Origin of the sequence: Staphylococcus parequorum (assembly GCF_039237145.1) — a bacterium.
Lineage (GTDB): Bacteria > Bacillota > Bacilli > Staphylococcales > Staphylococcaceae > Staphylococcus > Staphylococcus equorum_A.
The window spans coordinates 1,235,646-1,255,257 of record NZ_CP150682.1 but is presented as its reverse complement, the minus strand read 5'-3'; the positions used below and the strand labels follow the sequence as shown (position 1 = coordinate 1,255,257).

The following is a 19,612-nucleotide window of genomic DNA, read 5'->3' as shown; positions in this document are numbered from 1 at the left end:
AAACATACTGGAATATAGAAAAAATTCAATAAATTAAACTTCTAAAATAACTTGGCTCATAGCATAATGTTCCGTATGTGTAATACTTACATGCACTTTAAAGCCTTCATAGGTAATACAAGGCTTACCATTTTCATCGTTAAAACAGTCAATATCATTAAATGCTACTGTTTTACCTAGACCCGTACCTAGTGCTTTACTAAAAGCCTCTTTACAAGCAAATCTACCTGCAAGAAATTCCATTTTACGTTGTTCATTTTTGAAACAATTAAACTTTTGTAGTTCATTGATAGTTAATATACGTTCTAGCAATTTATCTTGTCTGCTATAAAGTTTTTTTATTCTTGTTATCTCTATTAAATCTACACCTATACCGTGTATCATAAGTCTCCCCCAATCATATAAAGCCTGTAATTTATTTTAAATCACTATTATCTTTAGAATACTCAATATCTGAAGCTTCATTTTCTGTTACTTCAATTGTTTTATTAACATTCTTTATTTTGTACTTTAATGTAGCCGCTATATCTTTGTCGATAAGTTTAATCTCAGTATTTCCACCTGCTGTCGACAACGTTAAACTTGCTAATTTATATTTGCGCATTAAAATACCTTCGTGTGTATCGACATTTTGAATTCTGAATAACGGAATTTTGATTACTGAAACAAACCACAAACCATTTCTTACAATGATTTCATTTTCATCTAGTTTGTATCTAAAGATTTGATATTGGTACATTGGAATTAAAATAGCACCCAGCAGCAATTGAATTACGATAATAATCACACCAATAATTAAGACCCATATCATCGTATTGGAATTAAGCCATTCCAACCACATTGTATTAACAATATATATCGCTGCTAAAATTAATACAAATATCGTCGTCATGATATATGCCGAGAGGCGCATGACTGTTTTTCCAGATCTATCCATATAATTATATTCATTCATGATGCTCACCTCTCAAATACCAATTTTGAAGTGTTTCAACTTCTTTGTAATTATTAAATTTCAAACCCACAGCTTCATTTCCCGCAGCTTTTGCAATGATAAAATTAAAATGACCTAAATCACTATTAATTAAAAATGGATTTCGTTTAATTTCCATACCTAGTATTTTTCCATGCTTGAAATACGTGTTTTTGAATCCAAATGTAGTTACATTACGTACTACAAGTTCATCATTTCGTACTTTTAATCCAGATGATTTAATAACTATAAGGCTATGGATAATTAGCAGTAAAATAATAACTGCTGCGATAACAAATGACCATGGTGACCAGAAATGATTAACGATAGTTGCAATCACTAGCAATATGACTGTTTCTTGCCAAAAATACCTATGGAAACCTCTCCAAGGCATGCCCTGTTCCGCATTTTCAAACGCCATACTAGGAATAAGTGATTTAATGATTTCGAATGCTTTTTTACGTTTAATAAAAGGTAAGATCATAACATTTCCATCTAATGAAATATCGTCTTTATCATTACCATTCATATCGCTCGTAATCACAAAATGTATAGACGTAAAACCGAATAGTTTTCTTAAGAAAGATTGTTTTTCGACTACAGCTTGGACTCTATCAGTTGGCACTGTGATGCTTTTAACATTAAATAAACCATATCGGATATTTAATTGATTATCATTTTGTGTCACAGTGTAATTATAGTTTTTTATAATTACAATCAATGTACCCAATATATAACTTGCGACAACAATAGTCGCAACCATTATTAACACAATCACAAAAATTGCTTGAGAAATCCGCGCAAATTCACCAGTGATCCATTCCCATGGTATTACTTCTGAAAAGGCACCAATTATCGGTGAAATTGCTGCAAACGCCACGCCTATCGCCCCACTCGTTAATGCCATAAACAATAATTCTTTAAAATTAAGTTTATATAAGCGCACAGGTTGCGATTGTTGCTTCGAAATATCTTCATTGTCCTCTTGTTCAGGAATTCTAGTTAAATCCAGTTCTTCATTTTGACTAGTTAATTCTTGCTGTTTTGCTTTAATTGTAAGTTGTATTAATTCACTTTGTTTTTTAGAAACAGTGTCCAAATCAATACCATCACTCGGTGTTTTGATTTGTAATTTCACGCCACCTACGATTTGATTTATAATGCCTTGTGATGTATCTAATGTTTGTATACGACGTATGTTAAGTTCTTTTCTTTCTTTAGTAAAGATACCAGTTGCTAAAATAAAATGATCATTTTCAATCCAATATGTCGTGTTATAAACTTTTAATACTTGTGCTACAAATGAAAATAAAAAGAAGGCAAAAACGATAGCCGGGAATATGTATGAAGTTATATTTGTAAAATCAAAATCCTGAATATTAAAGACTAAAAAAATAATAATCAAAAAGATATTTTGCTTTATAGCTTCAATAACACCCGTTAAATAAGAAATAGGATGTAATTTTTGAGGATTATACATCAAAATCAGCTCCTCTCAAGTAGTTGAGAGTTAGTAATTCAAATGATTTCGCATCATCTGTATACATCAGCGGAAAACTAACCCTGTGACCAGCAGTAATTAATGTAGTTTTAGAAAGTCTCATTTTTTTTAAAATTGGGTTGTTCTGTCTTTCAATAAGCTGTGTGCGTTCTAATTTCACTATCTTTTTAGATTTAAAGAAGAAATCGTATTTTACTTCTATATAATTTTCTTTAATTCTATAAAATGTATATTTAAACTTAATCCAGGGTCTGATCAATAAACGCACAAAGTTAAACGCTATAAAAGCAACGATTAAATATATAATGAAATGCCACCAATTAAAGTGACTCCATAAAAATATTAAAATAACCGAAACGATCAAACTAACAATAAATTCCAGTCCTTCGATTATGTAGTAATACTTCATAGCTTGTTTAGGACTTCTGTTAAATAGTTGGTCGTTAGTCATATACACACTCCTTAATTAAGATTTCAATTTATTATAACATAGCTTTTATAGTCATTTCATTATCCATTTAAAACGTATAAATAACTATTCTTGTTTTAAATATATTGCGCTTAATATTTATTGTTCATCATAGCTTTTATGACGCTTTTCTTAAAAAATGCAAAAAAAATCATCCCACGTAAGTGGAATGATTAAACCTAAATTTCATATATGATAAATTATTTTTTATTTTTGGTGGTCGGCGAACGTGCGACCTTTCATTGATTTCTTGTTGTTATTGTTTCTGTCAGAAGATTTTTCGTTCTTCTTATTATTGTTGAATCCGCCTTTTGAACGACGATTTTTATTATCAAATTTGTTGCCACGTTTATTGTTGCCTTGACCGCCACGTTTTGGTCCGCGACCTTGACGACCGCCTTTACCACGAGATAATGGTTTTTCAAATGTTAATTGAACATCAACTTCGTCATTTGATTCAACCAATTCTTGTAATAATGAAGCAACTAAATCAACATCACTATATTCTTCAATTAATTCTGAAGCAATACGTTGTAATCTTGGTTCATTTTCTCTAGACATCCACTTTTCAACTTTACCTTTAATATCGTTTTCACGTGCTTTAAGCACTTCTTTACGATGAGGTGGTCTCATTGCAGTCATTTGTCTCTTATTTGCTTGTTCAATTTGACGGATATAATCCATTTCAATTGGGTTCACAAATGTGATTGCTACACCTTTTTTACCAGCACGACCAGTACGGCCGATTCTGTGTGTATAGCTTTCAGTATCTTGAGGAATATCAAAGTTATAAACATGGCTTACGTTTGAAATATCTAGTCCTCGTGCTGCAACATCTGTCGCAACTAAGATATCTAATTGATCATTTTTGAATTTCTTCAATACTTCCAAACGTTTCGCTTGAGTAATGTCACCATGTAAACCTTCAGCTTTGTAACCTTTAGAGATTAACGCGCTTGTTAATTCATCTACACGACGTTTTGTACGGCCGAATACAATAGCTAATTCTGGTTGGTGTACATCTAATAGATTCGTAAATGTATCGAATTTTTCTAATTCTTTTACGATTGTATAGTATTCTTCGATTTGTGGATTAGACATTTCATTATTCATTGTTTTAACAATTACTGGTGTTTTCATGAATTGTTGAACTAATGTTTGAATAGCTTTTGGCATTGTAGCTGAAAATAGCATTGTTTGACGTTGTGAAGCTGGAATTTTATCCATGATAAATTTCATATCATCGATGAAGCCCATGTTCATCATTTCATCCGCTTCATCTAATATAAGCGTATGGATGTCATTAGTTTTTAATGTACGACGGTTAAGGTGATCAATCACTCGACCTGGCGTACCTACAACGATTTGCGGTCCTTTTTTAAGCGATTTGATTTGACGGTCGATCGGCATACCACCAAATACAGTAACAACTTGTACGTTTAGACCTTTAGCAAATTCTCTGATTGATTCAGCTACTTGCATAGCTAATTCTCTTGTTGGTGCAAGGATTAATGATTGTACGCCTTCTTGGCCTGTCACTTTTTCAACTAGTGGAATACCAAACGCGCCAGTTTTACCTGTACCTGTTTGCGCTTGACCAAGAACGTCTTTGCCTTCTAAGGCAAGAGGGATACTCTCTTTTTGTATAGGAGTGGCGTCATCGAACCCCATTGATGCTAGGGTTTCTGCCATCTTATCTGAGAGCCCTAATTCTTTAAATTTTTGCAATATAATTCTCCTTTATTTATCTGTATTTATATACATATATGTTCACTTAAGTTTATTCAACTTCTTAATAGTACCACCTCAAGTATATAATCGCAATAAACCAAATTTGATTAAATGCAATAACTTTACTAGTTTTAAAATCTTTTAAAACAGCAAAAATACCGAAATATATAGGTTGTAAGCGTTTAACTTTCTTTCATAAACTTACTTTATACTCTCTTAAAAAAATTTATTAATTTATTTATTCTGTTAATTGTCAGAATATTTTACTTGTAAGATATGGCTTATTCACCCCTTATTTAACTTAAATTTTAAATCTTCTTTAACTGAACAATGCATTGGTATCGTTGTTAAGCTTAACTCTAAGTTCTTTTTGAAACATCGTTTTTTCAACAAGAGTATATGAGTTACATTTATAATTGTTGTCTTATATAAGTTTTCCCGTTTTAGCAAAATAAAAACGAGCAGTTAGATTTCTAATCGAATTCTAACTGCTCGTTTTTGGTTAATGTTTAAATTAAAGCTTCGACAACCTCTTCTAATTTCATTCCTCTAGAACCTTTGACTAAAATTTTATCATCAGGTTGAACATAAGCTTGTAAAGTTGTTATCAAAGCCTGCTTATCGTCGTAATGCTCTGCATACGTTACATAAGCTTTGGCCGCGTTACTAATATATTTTGAGGCTTGACCAAAAGTAAATAATGCATCGATATTTTTATCTTCTAAATATCGACCTACATTTTCATGCATCATCTGACTATCAGGACCTAACTCTAACACATCTCCAAGTACGATGATTTTTCTCCCTTTCATAGCTGAAAGGGTATCAATCGCTGCTTTCATACTTGTAGGGCTCGCGTTATATGCATCATTAATGACTAATCTATTGTCACTGGTATAATGTTGTTCCATTCTCATACCAGTAAGTTCTACTTTACGTAAGTTGTTAAATATTGTGTCATAACTTAAGCCTAATCTTTTACCAACAGCAATTGCGATTGTTGCGTTCTTCATATTATGTTCACCTAATATTGGTAATTCGAATCTCTCTTCTCCGTTAATATTAAATGCGATACCTGCGTTTTCAATATCTTCAATCTGACAAACGAGTGTGTTGTCTTTGTCTTTACCAATACTTACTATATCTGCATCTTCTATTTTCGCAACGTGAGATTCTAATAATGGTTCATCACCATCATAAATAAAGACACCATTCTTTCTTAATCCTATTGTAATTTCAGCTTTAGCTTGGGCAATACCCTCTCTAGAACCTAAATCTTGCATATGTGATTCACCAATGTTAGTAATTACCGCTATATTAGGTTCCGCTAATTTTGACAATAGCTCAATTTCATTAAAACCTGACATCCCCATTTCTAAAATTGAAATCTCAGTATCTTGATCTAATTCTAATATTGTTAATGGTAACCCAATTTCGTTGTTATAATTGCCTTGTGTTTTTTTAACTTTAAACTGTGGCTTTAAAACACTTTCAATCATGTCTTTGGTCGTGGTCTTACCATTTGAACCTGTCACTGCAATGACTTGTGGCCCAACAAATTCTAAATAAGCTTTAGCTAATTGTTGTAATGCTTTGAGTGTGTGCTCTACCCATATCACTGGACCGTTTATATTTTCATCTAATGTTACGTCTTTTTGATGAAATACTGCACCTGCGCCATCCTTCAATGCTTGTGCGACGTATTTGTGTCCATCTACATTTTCACCTTTAAATGGGATGAATAAATTTTGATTGTTGATTACACGTGAATCAATAGAAACACCTTTAATCGTATGATCTAAATATTCATTATCAATGTCACATGGAATCCAGTCTTGGATTTGTTCTAAAGTTACTTCAATCATTATTCATTCGCCTCAGTCAATTTTGTATTTATTTTGTTTCTTATCTTCATGTTTTTCTTTCGCTAATTCAATTAATCTTTCAATTAATTCCGCATATGTTACGCCCATATTTTCCCAAAGTCTTGGGTACATACTATAAGCAGTAAAGCCTGGCATTGCATTTGTTTCATTAATAAAAATTTGATTGTCTTCAGTGACAAAGAAATCAGCTCGTAACAAACCAGAACAATCTGTTGCTTTAAATGCTTCGACAGCCATATTTCTTAATGTTGTTTGCACTTCTTCATCTAAATCAGCAGGAATATCTAATTTTATTTTTCCATCTTTATACTTCGCTTTATAATCATAGAATGCTACATCTTTAATCACTTCACCTGGCGCAGTCGTTTCAGGATAATCATTACCAAGTACAGCTACTTCTATTTCTCTCGCATCAATACCTTGTTCAATTACTAATTTACGATCAAATTGGAATGCTTCTTCAATACCAACTTTCAATTCTTCTTCGTTATTACATTTACTAATACCAACACTAGAACCTAAGTTTGCTGGTTTTACAAATACTGGATATTCTAACTTGTCATGTACAAGTTTCAAAATGTTATTTTCATATTTATGATATTCACTTCTTAAAAAGCTCACATAAGGTAGTTGAGGCAATCCTCTATGCGCGAATAATTGTTTCATAACAAGTTTATCCATCGAGCTTGAGGCAGCTAAAACACCGTTTCCTACATATGGTATATCTAATACTTCAAATAAACCTTGAATTGTACCATCTTCACCATTCGGTCCATGTAATACTGGGAAAACTGCACTATAGGCGTTCCCTGTGCTACCAATACTAAGTAGTTGAGAGATTTCACCTGCAGCAACATCTGTTAAACGTAAAGTGTCTATTTCATTTATAGTGTCTACGATATTTTCTTTCTTTTTCCAGTCACCTTCATTTGTTATGTAAATGATGTCTATTTGATATTGATCTTTATCAATCGCGTTCAAGACATTTTGTGCTGTTAATATTGAAACATCGTGTTCCGCACTTTTTCCTCCGTATACGATACATACATTTTCTTTAGCCATACTTTAGCCTCCATATACAATTCTTAAACTACATCATATCACGATTCAATATTTTTTTGCATTTGTTTAGTAGTATAAAAACTTTTTATTTTTCAATTTAGTATATGGCACTTTACAATGGATTAAAAGTAATAACTTTAACTTATCAATATACGGTTATCTTATTATAATTTTTCAATTTAGCACCCTACTTCTAGCAATATACATAAAAGTTCGGTAAAATCTATATATATTACAAAGTTAAAGAAAACTAAGCTTTTCAAAGGAGTAAGAAATGAGTACTTCACGTCAATTAAAAAACAACCATTGGATACGGCGGGTCGACTGGACTTTAGTAGGCTTCCTCGTATTGTTAGCAATTATTAGTGTAACAATAATCAATTCAGCTATGGGTGGTGGCCAATATAGCGCCAACTTTAGCATTAGACAAATTCTGTATTATGTCTTTGGTGGATTCATAGCATTTTTAATCATGTTAATTTCACCTAAGAAACTAATGAAATATACATATTTATTGTACTTTCTTCTTTGTGCAGCCTTATTTATATTAATCATTATTCCAGAAACACCGTTCACACCTATTATAAATGGTGCGAAAAGTTGGTATAAACTAGGTCCAATCAGTGTACAGCCTTCAGAATTTATGAAAATAGTGTTGATATTGGCGCTTGCTAAACTAATTTCAAAGCATAATCAATTCACTTTCAATAAATCATTGGAGACAGATTTTAAATTACTACTGAAAATTTTTGGTATTTCTGTTATCCCTATGGGGCTAATTCTACTACAAAATGACTTAGGTACAACGCTTGTTATATGTGCCATTATTGTTGGTGTAATTATAGTAAGTGGTATCACATGGAAAATAATTGCACCATTGTTTATTGCAGTATTCGTCTTAGCTTCAAGTATCATCTTATCTATTATTTTCAAGCCCTCGCTTATTGAGAATAGTTTGGGCATTAAGACCTATCAACTCGGACGTATTAGTTCATGGCTAGATCCTTATACTTATAGCAGTGGCGACGGCTATCATTTAACAGAATCACTTAAAGCCATTGGATCTGGTCAACTGTTTGGTAAAGGCTTCAATCAAGGTGAAGTATATATACCTGAGAATCATACTGATTTCATTTTCTCTGTTATTGGAGAAGAGTTTGGCTTCATTGGCTCAGTCGTTTTAATTCTAGTGTTCTTAGGATTTATGTTCCACTTAGTTAGACTTGCGACTAAAATAGAATTACCATTCAGCAAGTTATTTATTATTGGTTACACGGCACTTATTCTATTCCACGTATTACAAAATATAGGTATGACAATACAGTTATTACCTATTACTGGTATTCCATTACCATTTATAAGTTACGGTGGTAGTTCCTTATGGAGTTTAATGTGTGGTGTTGGTGTGTTATTATCCATTTCTTATCATCAACCGAAACAGTACTCACCTGACATTCAAAAAACAAAATAAAGAATGATTACATTTTAATTTCTACTTCCAACAAAAAGAACTGTTACAATCATCTCAATGATCATAACAGTTCTTTTTTTATACCAATTATTTAATAAAACAGCTTTTCTGTATAACAAAAAACGACTAGAACACACTGCTCCAATCGCTTAGTTGGGTAACTTTACTATTTCAATTCGTTAGCGGCTTTCACAGTTGTCGGCAAAGTCTGCATAACTTCTAATCTTGATTTTGTTTTCTTTATGTTTACCCCTAATGATGATAATAGTTTAACTACATTTTGAATCTTTTCGTTATCTTTACTCATATCATCACCCCTAAATTACTTGCTTCTACTATATCTTACCCTATTTAATTACTAAATACTACATTATATTCAAAATTTTTTTATTATAATCAAATATTTAGTCAATTTTATTGTATAATTACATCGTAAAAATAGTTTTTCTTTGTAAAATAAGTTTTTAAAAATAACAAACACCACTTAAAGTGAAACTATAATCTGTTTTCAGCATTTCAGTTTAATATAAAATTTCATATCCTAAATCATAAACTTCTTTTTCTAGATTATTTAAACTTGCAGGGGTTTCAAAATCAATGAAAATTTTGCCATTATTGCTCTTGATTTCGATATTAACTTGGTCTACACCGTGTAATTGCATAAGCCGCTGTTTGATATGTTTTTGCTGTGTTTCATTTTCTATACCAGAAATATAAATCACTTTTGTTTCCACTACGTTCACCTTGCCTAATCCTTCATTAATTTCTGAAATGTAACCAATAGTTCTTCCATAGCTTCCTCTTGTTGTCCTTGCTCTACTTTATCCATAATACAACTTTTCATATGATGGTCTAGTAATTTAGTAGCAACACTATTTAAAGCAGAACGAGTAGCTCTAATTTGTGTGAGTACGTCATCACAATAAACATCTTCATCTACCATGCGATTAATCGCTCTCACTTGGCCTTCTATACGATTTAATCTTGATTTTAAATTAGATTTAATTTGTTCTGAGTGATGCGCTTTTTGTATTTCCGCCATATATTACACGCCTCCTAATAATTTCAATTATATGTTATACCCCTATGCGGTATTAGTCAAATGATAAAACCTTATATTCATGTTACAATAATTAAGACTTTTATAGTACTTTAAATAACTGAAACGCATTTTGGAGGTTTAATATGATAGATATATTTTCTTTAACGTTTAACAATACAAACGTTATTCTTAACATCATTTTTCTTGGCGCATTTATATTAAACCTTATCTTTGCCTTCACAATTATTTTTATGGAACGACGTTCGGCAGGCGCCGTGTGGGCGTGGCTGTTAGTGTTAGTTTTCATACCTATATTAGGCTTTATCATCTATCTATTGTTTGGGCGACAAATTCAGCGCAACCGTATCTTCACTTTAGATGAAGAAGATAAAATAGGTATTGAAATGATTGTTAATGAACAATTAGAAGCCTTAAAGAACGATGAATTTTCAAAAGGTAATCATCAAATTGTTAAATTTAAAGATATGGTTCAAATGTTGTTATACAATAATGCTGCCTTTTTAACAACAGACAATGATATTGATATCTTTACAGACGGTAAAGAAAAGTTTGATGCACTTATTAAAGATATAAATGAGGCAAAAGATTATATCCATATCCAATACTATATCTTTAGAAATGATGACTTAGGTAAACGAATTTTAACAGCGCTCGAGCAAAAACTTGAACAAGGGTTAGAAGTGAAGATGCTTTATGATGACATGGGCTCGCGTAGTTTATCACTTAAAGATTTTAAATCATTTCGAAAAAAAGGTGGCAAAGTTGAAGCCTTTTTTCCTTCTAAATTGCCATTAATCAATTTAAGAATGAACAATCGAAATCACCGAAAGTTAGTAATCATTGATGGACATATTGGCTACATCGGCGGTTTTAATGTTGGTGATGAATATTTAGGATTAAAGAAAAAATTTGGTTACTGGAGAGATACACATTTGCGCATCGTTGGCGATGCTGTTAACGCACTTCAATTACGTTTTATGCTCGATTGGAACGTTCAATCAACACGTGATAATTTGAAATATGCTGAACGTTATTTTCCTGATGTGGATTCTGGAGGTACAATAGGTGTCCAAATCGCATCTAGTGGGCCAGATGAAGAGTGGGAACAAATCAAATATGGTTATTTGAAAATGATTACTTCTGCTAAACAATCTATTCATATTCAATCTCCTTATTTTATTCCAGATCAATCATTCTTAGACGCGATAAAAATCGCAGCTTTAGGTGGCGTCGAGGTGAATATCATGATTCCTAATAAACCTGACCATCCGTTTGTATATTGGGCTACCTATAATAACGTAGCATCACTTTTAGATGCAGGTGCGAATATTTTCCATTATGATAATGGATTTTTACATTCAAAAATACTGCTTATCGATGACGAAGTTGCAAGTGTGGGTACTACAAACATGGATCACCGAAGCTTTACTTTAAACTTTGAAATTAATGCTTTTATTTATGACACTTTCATAACGAAAGAACTTAAAGCCACTTTTGAAAAAGATTTAGCCTTATCCTATCGACTAACAAAAGAGCGTTATGAGCAGAGAAGTTTGTGGATTAAATTTAAAGAAGGCATTGCAAGACTCTTATCACCTATTTTATAATAATTTAACTCTGTCCAAAGTAATCGATTAACATCAATATTGCTTTGGGCTTTCTTTATTATAAAGTGAATAATCATATTAAATCACTAGCTTAAATAACTTTATTTCTATGAAAAGAGGCGTTTAAATGAATCCACAAGAGATAGTCAATTCAGCGCAGATATATATGGAAGCATTTCATAAAGATGATGCAACTGGCCACGATGTCGCTCACGTATTGCGTGTCGTTAAAATGGCAAAATACATTGCGCAACAAGAGCAAGTTGGAAATTTATTAACCATTCAACTAGCTAGTTTATTACATGATACGATTGACGCAAAACTAACTGATGCCAGCCAAGCAAAACCTAAATTAACACAATTTCTGACTCAACTTCAGCTGCCAATACAACAGCAAGAAGCTATTCTACATATTATTGAACATATGAGTTATAAAAATGGAGAAAATAATGATATTTCATTATCAATAGAAGGCCAAATTGTACGTGATGCTGATCGCCTCGATGCTATTGGTGCAATTGGCATTGCTCGTACTTTCCAATTTGCTGGCCATTTCGGAGAACCCATGTGGATAGAAGGAGAATACAATGATACTTTGTCTAACAAAGAAATCGATAGTAATACTGTTCCAGCATCAGCTATTAAACACTTTTATGAAAAACTGTTTAAACTTAAAGCATTAATGCATACACCAACCGCTAAACAGCTTGCACAACAAAGACATGAGTATATGGAAGTATTTGTAACTCAATTTTTTAATGAATGGTATTTCAAATAATACAAAAAAGGCGTCGTAGTTATACTACGACGCCTTTTTATTACAAATTTGTTTAAAATTCAAACAATTTATTTTTTCTTATTTTTCTTAGAAACAACTTGTGTGTTTTTACCTTTACTTGCTGCTTCAGCTTTGTTTTTCTCCATTGCTTCAATCATAGGTGCAACTTCTTTTTTAGCAAGTTTAGAATAATGCATATTCGCTACTTGTGTTTGTACAATCAAGAATGCGGCACTGACTGACCAATATAGACCTAATGCTGATGCAGAACTTAATGAAATCCACACAATCATAATTGGTGAAATAATCATCATCATATAACCCATTTGACGCTGTTCGTTTGGCATACTCTTACTTGAAACATAAGCTTGTAAGAAGTATAAGACACCTGCTATAATCGTAATCCAAATATCTGGTTGAGCTAAGTTAAACCATAAGAAATCTGGGTGTTCAGTGAAACCACCACTTGAAGGATATTTCAATACGAAGAAAAGACCCATGATGATTGGCATTTGAAGCAAGATTGGTAAACAACCTAACATGCTCTTCATCGGATTCATATCATATTTCTTGTAAACTTCCATCATTTCTTGGTTAGCTGCCATTTTTTCTTCTTGCGTACGTGAACGCTTAACCTTTTCTTGAATTGCATCAATATCCGGTTTAGCAACTTTCATTTTTTCACGCATCATGTGACTGTTTTTATAATTCGATAACATGAATGGTAATAATATGATACGCATCGCCAATACAATGACAATAATTGCTAGTCCATAGTCGTTATTAAAACTAGTTCCTAACCAATGTATAAGACTGTCCATTGGATTTACGAACGTATTATAGAAAAACCCATCTCTATTTTCAGGTTTAGAATAGTCACAACCTGCTAAAAAGACCATTACACCTAATAATAAAGGGAGTAGCGCTTTCTTCTTCATTTTTCCACCTCTAATGATTTATTCACATAGAATTTATTTTATCATACTCATAGGGAAGTAGAAAACAAAAAAAGAAATTTTTATACATTATTCAACAGTTTGTAAAAATTGTCTCACTGATTCACTTATATTTTGACTTTTAGCAATTGCCGAAATAATTGATATACCATCTGCCCCGGCATGAATTATAGATGGTGTATTATCTAAATTGATGCCGCCAATCGCAACAATAGGAAAATCATTAACGTAATGTCTTAATTGTGTAATCATTTCTGGACCAACCGGCAAACTTGCATCATCTTTAGATGTCGTTGCAAACATTGGACCGACGCCTATATAATCAACATATTTCAAATCAGAATTTAAGTACTCATCTACATCACCTACACTCAGACCAATGATTTTATTTTCAAATTGTTGTGCAAATTCATTTACTTCTAAATCATTTTGCCCTACATGAATACCATCTGCATCAATGTCTTTAGCTAAACTCACATCATCATTTACTATAAAAGGTACATCGTATTGATGACACAAAGAAAGTAATTGTTGTGCTAACTTCACTTTATCATCACCTACTAATGCAGTTTCCCCTTTCTCTCTATACTGAAATAGCGTTATACCTGCTTCTAAAGCTTCAGTTACAACATCAATAATCGATTTATCTTCTGCAACATCTTGCGTTCCACAAATAAAATAAAGTTTTAGTTTATTTTTATCAAACATTATTGCACCTCTTGACTGCGTATTAAATTCAAATAATCATCATATGTGACTTGATATAATGCATTCATTAATTCAACCATAAATGCGCCAGGCCCTCGATTATCCGAAATTTTTTCAGCTTGTTCAGCAGCAATATTATATACAGTAACTGCTTCTACCAATTGATTTAATTGTGGTTGCTGGTTAGATTTTAAAAAGCTAGCTATCACAGCACCTAATAAACAACCTGCACCTGTCACTTTTGCAAGCATAGGCGAACCATTAGCCAGTTTCACAATTTTATCTTCATGCACTACAATATCTTCTTTACCTGTGATAACAATTGCTGTCCCAAATTGTTTATGAGCTTTTTCAGCAATATTTACAGCATCCAGATTCATTTCGCTATCTGTACCTTTCATCTGTGTATCATTATCAATAAGTGTTAAAATTTCTGATGCATTACCTTTGATAACTGCTACCTTTACTTCATTTAAAAATGTCTCACAAAAATCTTTGCGGTATTGTGATGCCCCTACAGCAACAGGATCAAAGACGATTGGTGTTCCAATTTGATTAGCTACCTTCGCAATTTTTAAAATATCTGACTCTTTATCTTTAGTCAGCGTGCCAATATTAATCAGTAAAGCATTTGCGTGTGTTAACATATCTGACGCTTCCTCTGGTGCTTCACTCATTGCAGGACTTGCACCTAAACTTAATAAGCCATTTGCGGTAAAATTTTTAACAACATCGTTTGTATAACAAATAACTAACGGGTTATTATTTCTGAGTGCTTCTAAATTATTCATCATCTAATCCTACCTCTTTCATATATGCAAAATGATTAACTGGTCCCCTACCTTGACCAATTTCAGGTGTGTGTTTAATACTTAAAGAAATGAACTGTTTTGCTTTATTCACTGCTTCATATATTGTTTTGCCTTTTGCTAATTCTGCAGTAATCACTGCCGAAAAAGTACATCCGGTACCATGCGTATGTTTTGTATCATATCGAGGTTCTTCAAAAGTATATACATTTTCTTTAGTGAATAAATAATCTTTAGCGAAGTCTAAATCCTCTGAATGTCCACCTTTAATTACAACACCTTTGCTGCCAATTTCATTAATGAAAATGTCACCTGCTTTATAAATTGATGCTTCATCTTGTATCGTTAATCCTGTTATTTCCTCTGCTTCAGGCAAGTTTGGTGTTGCCACAGTAGCATAAGGTAATAAAATGTTTTGCAAGTCAGCTTTAGCATCCTCATCCATCAACGAGTCACCACTTTTAGCTAACATTACAGGATCTATCACATAAGGGATCTCTGGATATTGCTTTAAATAATATTGTATTAATTCCATCATTTCTTTTGAAGCAATCATGCCTGTTTTCAACGCATGAGGCAACTCATCATCAAAGATACTTTCTAATTGCTCGGATAACCAACTTGTTTCTATGTTATGAATATGTTGAACGCCTTTTGTGTTTTGCGCTACGATACTCGTAATCGCAGCCATACCGTATACGCCACAAGCATGAAATGATTTTAAATCTGCCATGACGCCTGCGCCACCCGTTGGATCAGTGCCTGCTATAGTTAAAGCAATTTTAGGTTTATTCATTATTAACCCCTCCATAAGGCCATTCTTCTTCCGTGAATGACATATTAAAAAATTTACGCTCATGAACTGTACTCTGTAAGAAACAATCTTTTATATCATCTTTCTCTTGTTTCGTACAATTTTGTGTCAATTTATCCATTAAATTATCAAAAACATGCACAAGTTCATCCATTTCGGTACTATAAAATTCAAACCATTTTGCCAAAATAGAATTGGTATTCAAAGTATTGTCTTGTAACGCTTGTTGTGCAATAACTTGATACACATATGGACAAGGCGCCATGGCAGCAATTGTATATGCTGCATTTTCTTTAGCAAAAGCATTAAAATACATATGTTTAATATAGTGATCGCCACTCGGTGGCCAAACTTTTTCTTTTACTATTTCATTGTAAGGTTCATTTACATATTCAGCCAATATTTCGTGTGCCTCTACTTCTCCATCAACTATAAATTGGATCTGCTCAACTAAAAATTTCACATCTTCCATTTGCTCCATTTTAGGTATAAGTAATGCGTAAATATTAGCAAACTCCTTTAAATAAGATGCATCTGCTCTTAAATAAAATTTAGTAGCATCTTTCGATAAATGACCTTGTAACATTTCTTGTATAAATGGATCATTATAGATGTCATCAATAATAGGCTTGGCATCTGTTTTTAATTCTTTTGAAAATAACACTTTAAGTCCTCCTAAATATAAAAAAACTACATTCCAAGTAAGAATGTAGTTAATTAATAGAAAGGCTAAGCAATTCAATTATAAATTAAACTACTTTCCTACGTTGGCATTAACCAAATCAGGTCGTAAGGGTCTGAACTAAATCATCTCAGCCATAAAGGCTCCCCTAGTAGATTTTCATATATTATTATTTCTTTAAACATAACAAATGTAGTATGACATTGCAAAAGAACGTACTTCAATAAAAAGTCTATGTTGTATATATCATAGAAATTGTACATTAACTAACTAGAAGGTGTAGTTATCTCAGCAGAAAATATGCACAAAAAAGTGCCAACAAAGTTTCTGACTTTGTTGGCACTGTTCTATATTATTAATAATTAATTACTGACTAAATTATGCAGTAACCCATTGTGAAGCGCCTGCAGTGTTATAAAGTTTAACTGCTGCTGCATCTTGTACTGATTCAGGTGCTTCTGTTGGAGATACACCTTGGTAAGCTGCTGGTGCTACTGAATCCCAAGTACTTTGTAGGAATTGGTATTTACCTGCTGCACCTGATGATGGGTTAACAGCGTTAAGGTCGCCGCCTGATTCACGTTGAGCAATTGCTTGTAAATGAGAGTTAACATTTACTGATGAACCACTTGAAGCTTCACTTGATTCTTTTGAAGCAGATTCTTGTTGTGGTTGTTGAGTTGTTTCAGTTTTTGGTGCTTCTTGTTGAGCTGGCTCTGCAGCTTGTTCAGCTGGTGCTTCTTGTTGAGCTGGCTCAGCTGCTTGTTCTGCTGGTGCTTCTTGTTGTGCAGGTGCTTCAGTTGATCCTCCACCAAAGCTCCAGCTAAAGTTTGTACCATCTGATTCAAAGCTATAGTCTGTACCATTATAATTAAAATCTATGTCATAAGCGCCTTCTTGTACAGGTGCTTCATTTAATTGTTCTGAATTTGATTGCGCTAATTGAGCTAATTCTGCTTTGTCTACGCCTTGTTCTGAAGCGTCAGCTGAATTTACTGCTCCTGTTACGCCTAATCCTAGTGCTAAAGTTGATGCGATTACTGTTTTTTTCATTGTTAAAAAGTCCTCCTATAAGGTGATTAATTTATTTTATGATTAATTTGCAAGTACAATTATACCATTCAAAAATTCTTTGTAGGTTACAGTGAAATAAAAAAAATAAGCTTTTTTTTACAACCTAATTACATCAACAATACTCATTTTTATGTATATTTAAGCATATAAGCACTATCATGATAACCTTTTGTACTATTATTGGCCCTATAACCTTGTAACATCTTCGTAATTAAACTGATTATTCTGTATTATATAAATGCTATAACTCGCATTTTTAAGATGTTTTGTGAATTGAAATTTACAGTGCTTTTACATTCCTTTATTTTTTGTCGCATATATTTATGGATATAATATGTAAAGCTATTCCTCTAGATTGGGCATTATTAAGAGGAATAGCCTGAAAGAAGTATAATTGATAGTAGGATTTAATGTATATTAATTGGAATAGTTTAATGTGGGATAAATTTTAAGTGGGAGTTTATACAATTTCGTATATATCATTTTCTTGAATATTAATTTCGTTGAATGATTCATGTTCTTGCTCTAATGGGAATGGTTCAAAAAGTTCATCAGTTTCATTTTTAATTCGTGGAGACATGAATTTAATTGTTTCAATATAAAGTTCTGATACAAAATGCATCTGTCCTTCTTTTTCAAATTTACGTGATTGCATTTGTCCCGTAATACCTACAAGTGATCCTTGATTGATATACTTTTCAATATTGTCAGCAATTTTACCAAATGCTTTACAATACAAGTAATCACAGACTGTATTTTGATCTTTATCTTTATAGTTTCTATTTACCGCTACACAAAAGGTAGCTAATTTCTTGCCCTCCTTTTCATAAATTTTGGGATCTTTTGTTAATCGTCCTACAATGACGATGTTATTAATCATAGGTCACCTCCTTTGTGTTTTAATCATAATTAAATTTATAAATTGAGTCAAAACTCACTTTTCCATAAACTAAAAAGTAAATTACTACTAATTTCTACAAATTTCACCTTTCTCTTTTGAAATTACGTTATAATGATTATATAAATGCAATTATAGTAGATTTTAAATTAATCAATTGGATGTGAAGACGATGAAAACATTTAAAGCCGTTCGATTTCAAATCGTATCAGAAAATGGCGGAGTTACTGAATATGAATTAGAAGATGGAGTCATTATAAATAAAGAAAATAGTGGTACTGGCTGGTTGCTTGAAATCGTCATTTCAGACTTCCATTATGAAACTATGAAACAGCATATGAACAATGAAGATCTCTTGGATATTCGCGTTGTCATTACACGTCCTGCTAATGACCCTGCGCTATTTGACGCAACGATTAAAAACATTAGTCAATTAGATGGCACTATTTCTGTAGTTTTTGAGTGTCACATCTATACTTTGAGACAAGTTTATGCAGAAAGTTTATTAGAACAATTGATTGATGAAGGCCTAACTGGTGAAGAATTGAAAAAATCATTTAATCGTATGATGCAATCTAAACCAAGACTTAAAGATGAAAGATTCGAAAAGTAAATACTAAACGCAAAAATGCCTTAAGGATTTAGTGAAATTCACAAATCCTTAAGGCACTTTATTTATGCTTTATCTTGTATTGCAAATGTTAATTCACAACTACATGCAAGTTGACCATCAACAGTTGCTTTCGCAGTCCCTTTTCCAATTGGTCCACGCATCTTCGTTATTTCAACTTCTAACTGCAAAGTGTCACCTGGTGTGACTTGTTTTTTAAATCGACATTTATCGATACCCGCAAATAATGCAAGCTTGCCTTTATTTGCATCACTATTTAAAATAGCTACCGCACCTGTTTGTGCTAGGGCTTCTGTAATTAATACGCCTGGCATAACTGCAAATTCAGGAAAATGTCCTTGGAAAAATGGCTCATTCCCAGAAACTTGTTTAATAGCAACACAACGTTTGCCCTCTTCATATTCAATCACGCGATCAATTAATAAAAAAGGTTGTCTGTGTGGAATAATATCTTTAATTTGATTATAATCGAAAATTGTCTCCATCGTTTGCTTCCTCC

22 protein-coding genes and 1 riboswitch are annotated in these 19,612 nt (G+C 32.5%); of the genes, 4 read left to right on the top strand and 18 right to left on the bottom strand.

The genetic code is table 11. The features are described 5' to 3' along the window. Positions 1-33 precede the first annotated feature (33 nt). The 7 genes from acpS to AAA453_RS05900 form a co-directional block, all read right to left on the bottom strand. On the bottom strand, positions 34-384 hold the full coding sequence (gene acpS / locus AAA453_RS05930) for a holo-ACP synthase (RefSeq protein ID WP_069817700.1): 351 nt from the start codon (positions 382-384) through the stop codon (positions 34-36). Between the two features lie 31 nt (positions 385-415). Beyond that, the gene (locus AAA453_RS05925; protein ID WP_069817699.1) at positions 416-955 is read right to left on the bottom strand and encodes a PH domain-containing protein; all 540 of its coding nucleotides are present in this window, start codon (positions 953-955) and stop codon (positions 416-418) included. Next, positions 948-2,453, bottom strand: a complete 1,506-nt coding sequence (locus AAA453_RS05920; RefSeq protein WP_427706867.1) for a PH domain-containing protein — start codon at positions 2,451-2,453, stop codon at positions 948-950. The genes AAA453_RS05925 and AAA453_RS05920 overlap by 8 nt, the downstream gene beginning before the upstream one ends. Further along, entirely contained in the window at positions 2,446-2,925 is a 480-nt protein-coding gene (locus AAA453_RS05915) for a PH domain-containing protein (RefSeq protein ID WP_285324326.1), read from the bottom strand. The genes AAA453_RS05920 and AAA453_RS05915 overlap by 8 nt, the downstream gene beginning before the upstream one ends. A gap of 225 nt (positions 2,926-3,150) precedes the next feature. Continuing rightward, a complete protein-coding gene (gene cshA / locus AAA453_RS05910) occupies positions 3,151-4,671 on the bottom strand; it encodes a degradosome RNA helicase CshA (protein WP_069817696.1) in 1,521 nt (506 codons plus the stop codon). Between the two features lie 512 nt (positions 4,672-5,183). Further along, positions 5,184-6,539, bottom strand: a complete 1,356-nt coding sequence (locus AAA453_RS05905; RefSeq protein ID WP_427706865.1) for a UDP-N-acetylmuramoyl-tripeptide--D-alanyl-D-alanine ligase — start codon at positions 6,537-6,539, stop codon at positions 5,184-5,186. 12 nt (positions 6,540-6,551) lie between these two features. Then, complete coding sequence (locus AAA453_RS05900; protein WP_427706863.1) at positions 6,552-7,622, bottom strand: D-alanine--D-alanine ligase; 1,071 nt, start codon at positions 7,620-7,622, stop codon at positions 6,552-6,554. Positions 7,623-7,896: 274 nt separating this feature from the next. Between AAA453_RS05900 and AAA453_RS05895 the strand changes: the two genes are divergently transcribed. Next, positions 7,897-9,093 (top strand): FtsW/RodA/SpoVE family cell cycle protein, encoded by a 1,197-nt coding sequence (locus tag AAA453_RS05895; RefSeq protein ID WP_046466118.1) that lies wholly within the window; start codon positions 7,897-7,899, stop codon positions 9,091-9,093. Between the two features lie 166 nt (positions 9,094-9,259). Here the strand turns inward: AAA453_RS05895 and AAA453_RS05890 are convergent, their stop codons facing one another. From AAA453_RS05890 to csoR, 3 genes are all read right to left on the bottom strand, one after another. Beyond that, positions 9,260-9,400 (bottom strand): Lmo0850 family protein, encoded by a 141-nt coding sequence (locus tag AAA453_RS05890; protein ID WP_002507098.1) that lies wholly within the window; start codon positions 9,398-9,400, stop codon positions 9,260-9,262. A 214-nt stretch (positions 9,401-9,614) separates the two neighbouring features. Continuing rightward, a complete protein-coding gene (csoZ, locus tag AAA453_RS05885) occupies positions 9,615-9,836 on the bottom strand; it encodes a putative copper chaperone CsoZ (RefSeq protein WP_427706861.1) in 222 nt (73 codons plus the stop codon). 5 nt (positions 9,837-9,841) lie between these two features. Then, the gene (csoR, locus tag AAA453_RS05880) at positions 9,842-10,135 is read right to left on the bottom strand and encodes a copper-sensing transcriptional repressor CsoR (RefSeq protein WP_069817693.1); all 294 of its coding nucleotides are present in this window, start codon (positions 10,133-10,135) and stop codon (positions 9,842-9,844) included. Positions 10,136-10,278: 143 nt separating this feature from the next. Here csoR and cls point away from each other — a divergent pair, with 143 nt between their 5' ends. After that, a complete protein-coding gene (gene cls, locus AAA453_RS05875) occupies positions 10,279-11,763 on the top strand; it encodes a cardiolipin synthase (protein ID WP_427706858.1) in 1,485 nt (494 codons plus the stop codon). 127 nt (positions 11,764-11,890) lie between these two features. Beyond that, positions 11,891-12,541 (top strand): HD domain-containing protein, encoded by a 651-nt coding sequence (locus AAA453_RS05870; protein WP_285324331.1) that lies wholly within the window; start codon positions 11,891-11,893, stop codon positions 12,539-12,541. A gap of 68 nt (positions 12,542-12,609) precedes the next feature. Here the strand turns inward: AAA453_RS05870 and yidC are convergent, their stop codons facing one another. The 7 genes from yidC to AAA453_RS05835 form a co-directional block, all read right to left on the bottom strand. Then, positions 12,610-13,479, bottom strand: coding sequence for a membrane protein insertase YidC (yidC, locus tag AAA453_RS05865; protein ID WP_427706857.1), 870 nt, complete (start codon positions 13,477-13,479; stop codon positions 12,610-12,612). A gap of 87 nt (positions 13,480-13,566) precedes the next feature. Beyond that, positions 13,567-14,205 carry a thiamine phosphate synthase gene (thiE, locus tag AAA453_RS05860; protein WP_427706855.1) on the bottom strand — a complete coding sequence of 213 codons (639 nt, stop codon included), beginning with the start codon at positions 14,203-14,205 and terminating at the stop codon, positions 13,567-13,569. After that, positions 14,205-14,996 (bottom strand): hydroxyethylthiazole kinase, encoded by a 792-nt coding sequence (gene thiM / locus AAA453_RS05855; protein WP_427707048.1) that lies wholly within the window; start codon positions 14,994-14,996, stop codon positions 14,205-14,207. The genes thiE and thiM overlap by 1 nt, the downstream gene beginning before the upstream one ends. After that, complete coding sequence (gene thiD / locus AAA453_RS05850; RefSeq protein ID WP_427706853.1) at positions 14,989-15,810, bottom strand: bifunctional hydroxymethylpyrimidine kinase/phosphomethylpyrimidine kinase; 822 nt, start codon at positions 15,808-15,810, stop codon at positions 14,989-14,991. The genes thiM and thiD overlap by 8 nt, the downstream gene beginning before the upstream one ends. Further along, on the bottom strand, positions 15,803-16,492 hold the full coding sequence (tenA, locus tag AAA453_RS05845; protein WP_427706851.1) for a thiaminase II: 690 nt from the start codon (positions 16,490-16,492) through the stop codon (positions 15,803-15,805). Before tenA ends, thiD begins: the two co-directional genes overlap by 8 nt. A gap of 78 nt (positions 16,493-16,570) precedes the next feature. After that, positions 16,571-16,670, bottom strand: a riboswitch (TPP riboswitch). Between the two features lie 218 nt (positions 16,671-16,888). Further along, positions 16,889-17,563, bottom strand: a complete 675-nt coding sequence (locus AAA453_RS05840; protein WP_069817687.1) for a transglycosylase family protein — start codon at positions 17,561-17,563, stop codon at positions 16,889-16,891. Positions 17,564-18,044: 481 nt separating this feature from the next. Beyond that, positions 18,045-18,464, bottom strand: coding sequence for a single-stranded DNA-binding protein (locus AAA453_RS05835; protein ID WP_069817686.1), 420 nt, complete (start codon positions 18,462-18,464; stop codon positions 18,045-18,047). 190 nt (positions 18,465-18,654) lie between these two features. On the opposite strand from AAA453_RS05835, the gene AAA453_RS05830 reads away from it, so the two are divergent. Further along, the gene (locus tag AAA453_RS05830) at positions 18,655-19,095 is read left to right on the top strand and encodes a YwpF-like family protein (protein WP_046466129.1); all 441 of its coding nucleotides are present in this window, start codon (positions 18,655-18,657) and stop codon (positions 19,093-19,095) included. A 62-nt stretch (positions 19,096-19,157) separates the two neighbouring features. Here the strand turns inward: AAA453_RS05830 and fabZ are convergent, their stop codons facing one another. Beyond that, entirely contained in the window at positions 19,158-19,598 is a 441-nt protein-coding gene (gene fabZ, locus AAA453_RS05825) for a 3-hydroxyacyl-ACP dehydratase FabZ (RefSeq protein WP_046466130.1), read from the bottom strand. Positions 19,599-19,612 lie beyond the last annotated feature (14 nt).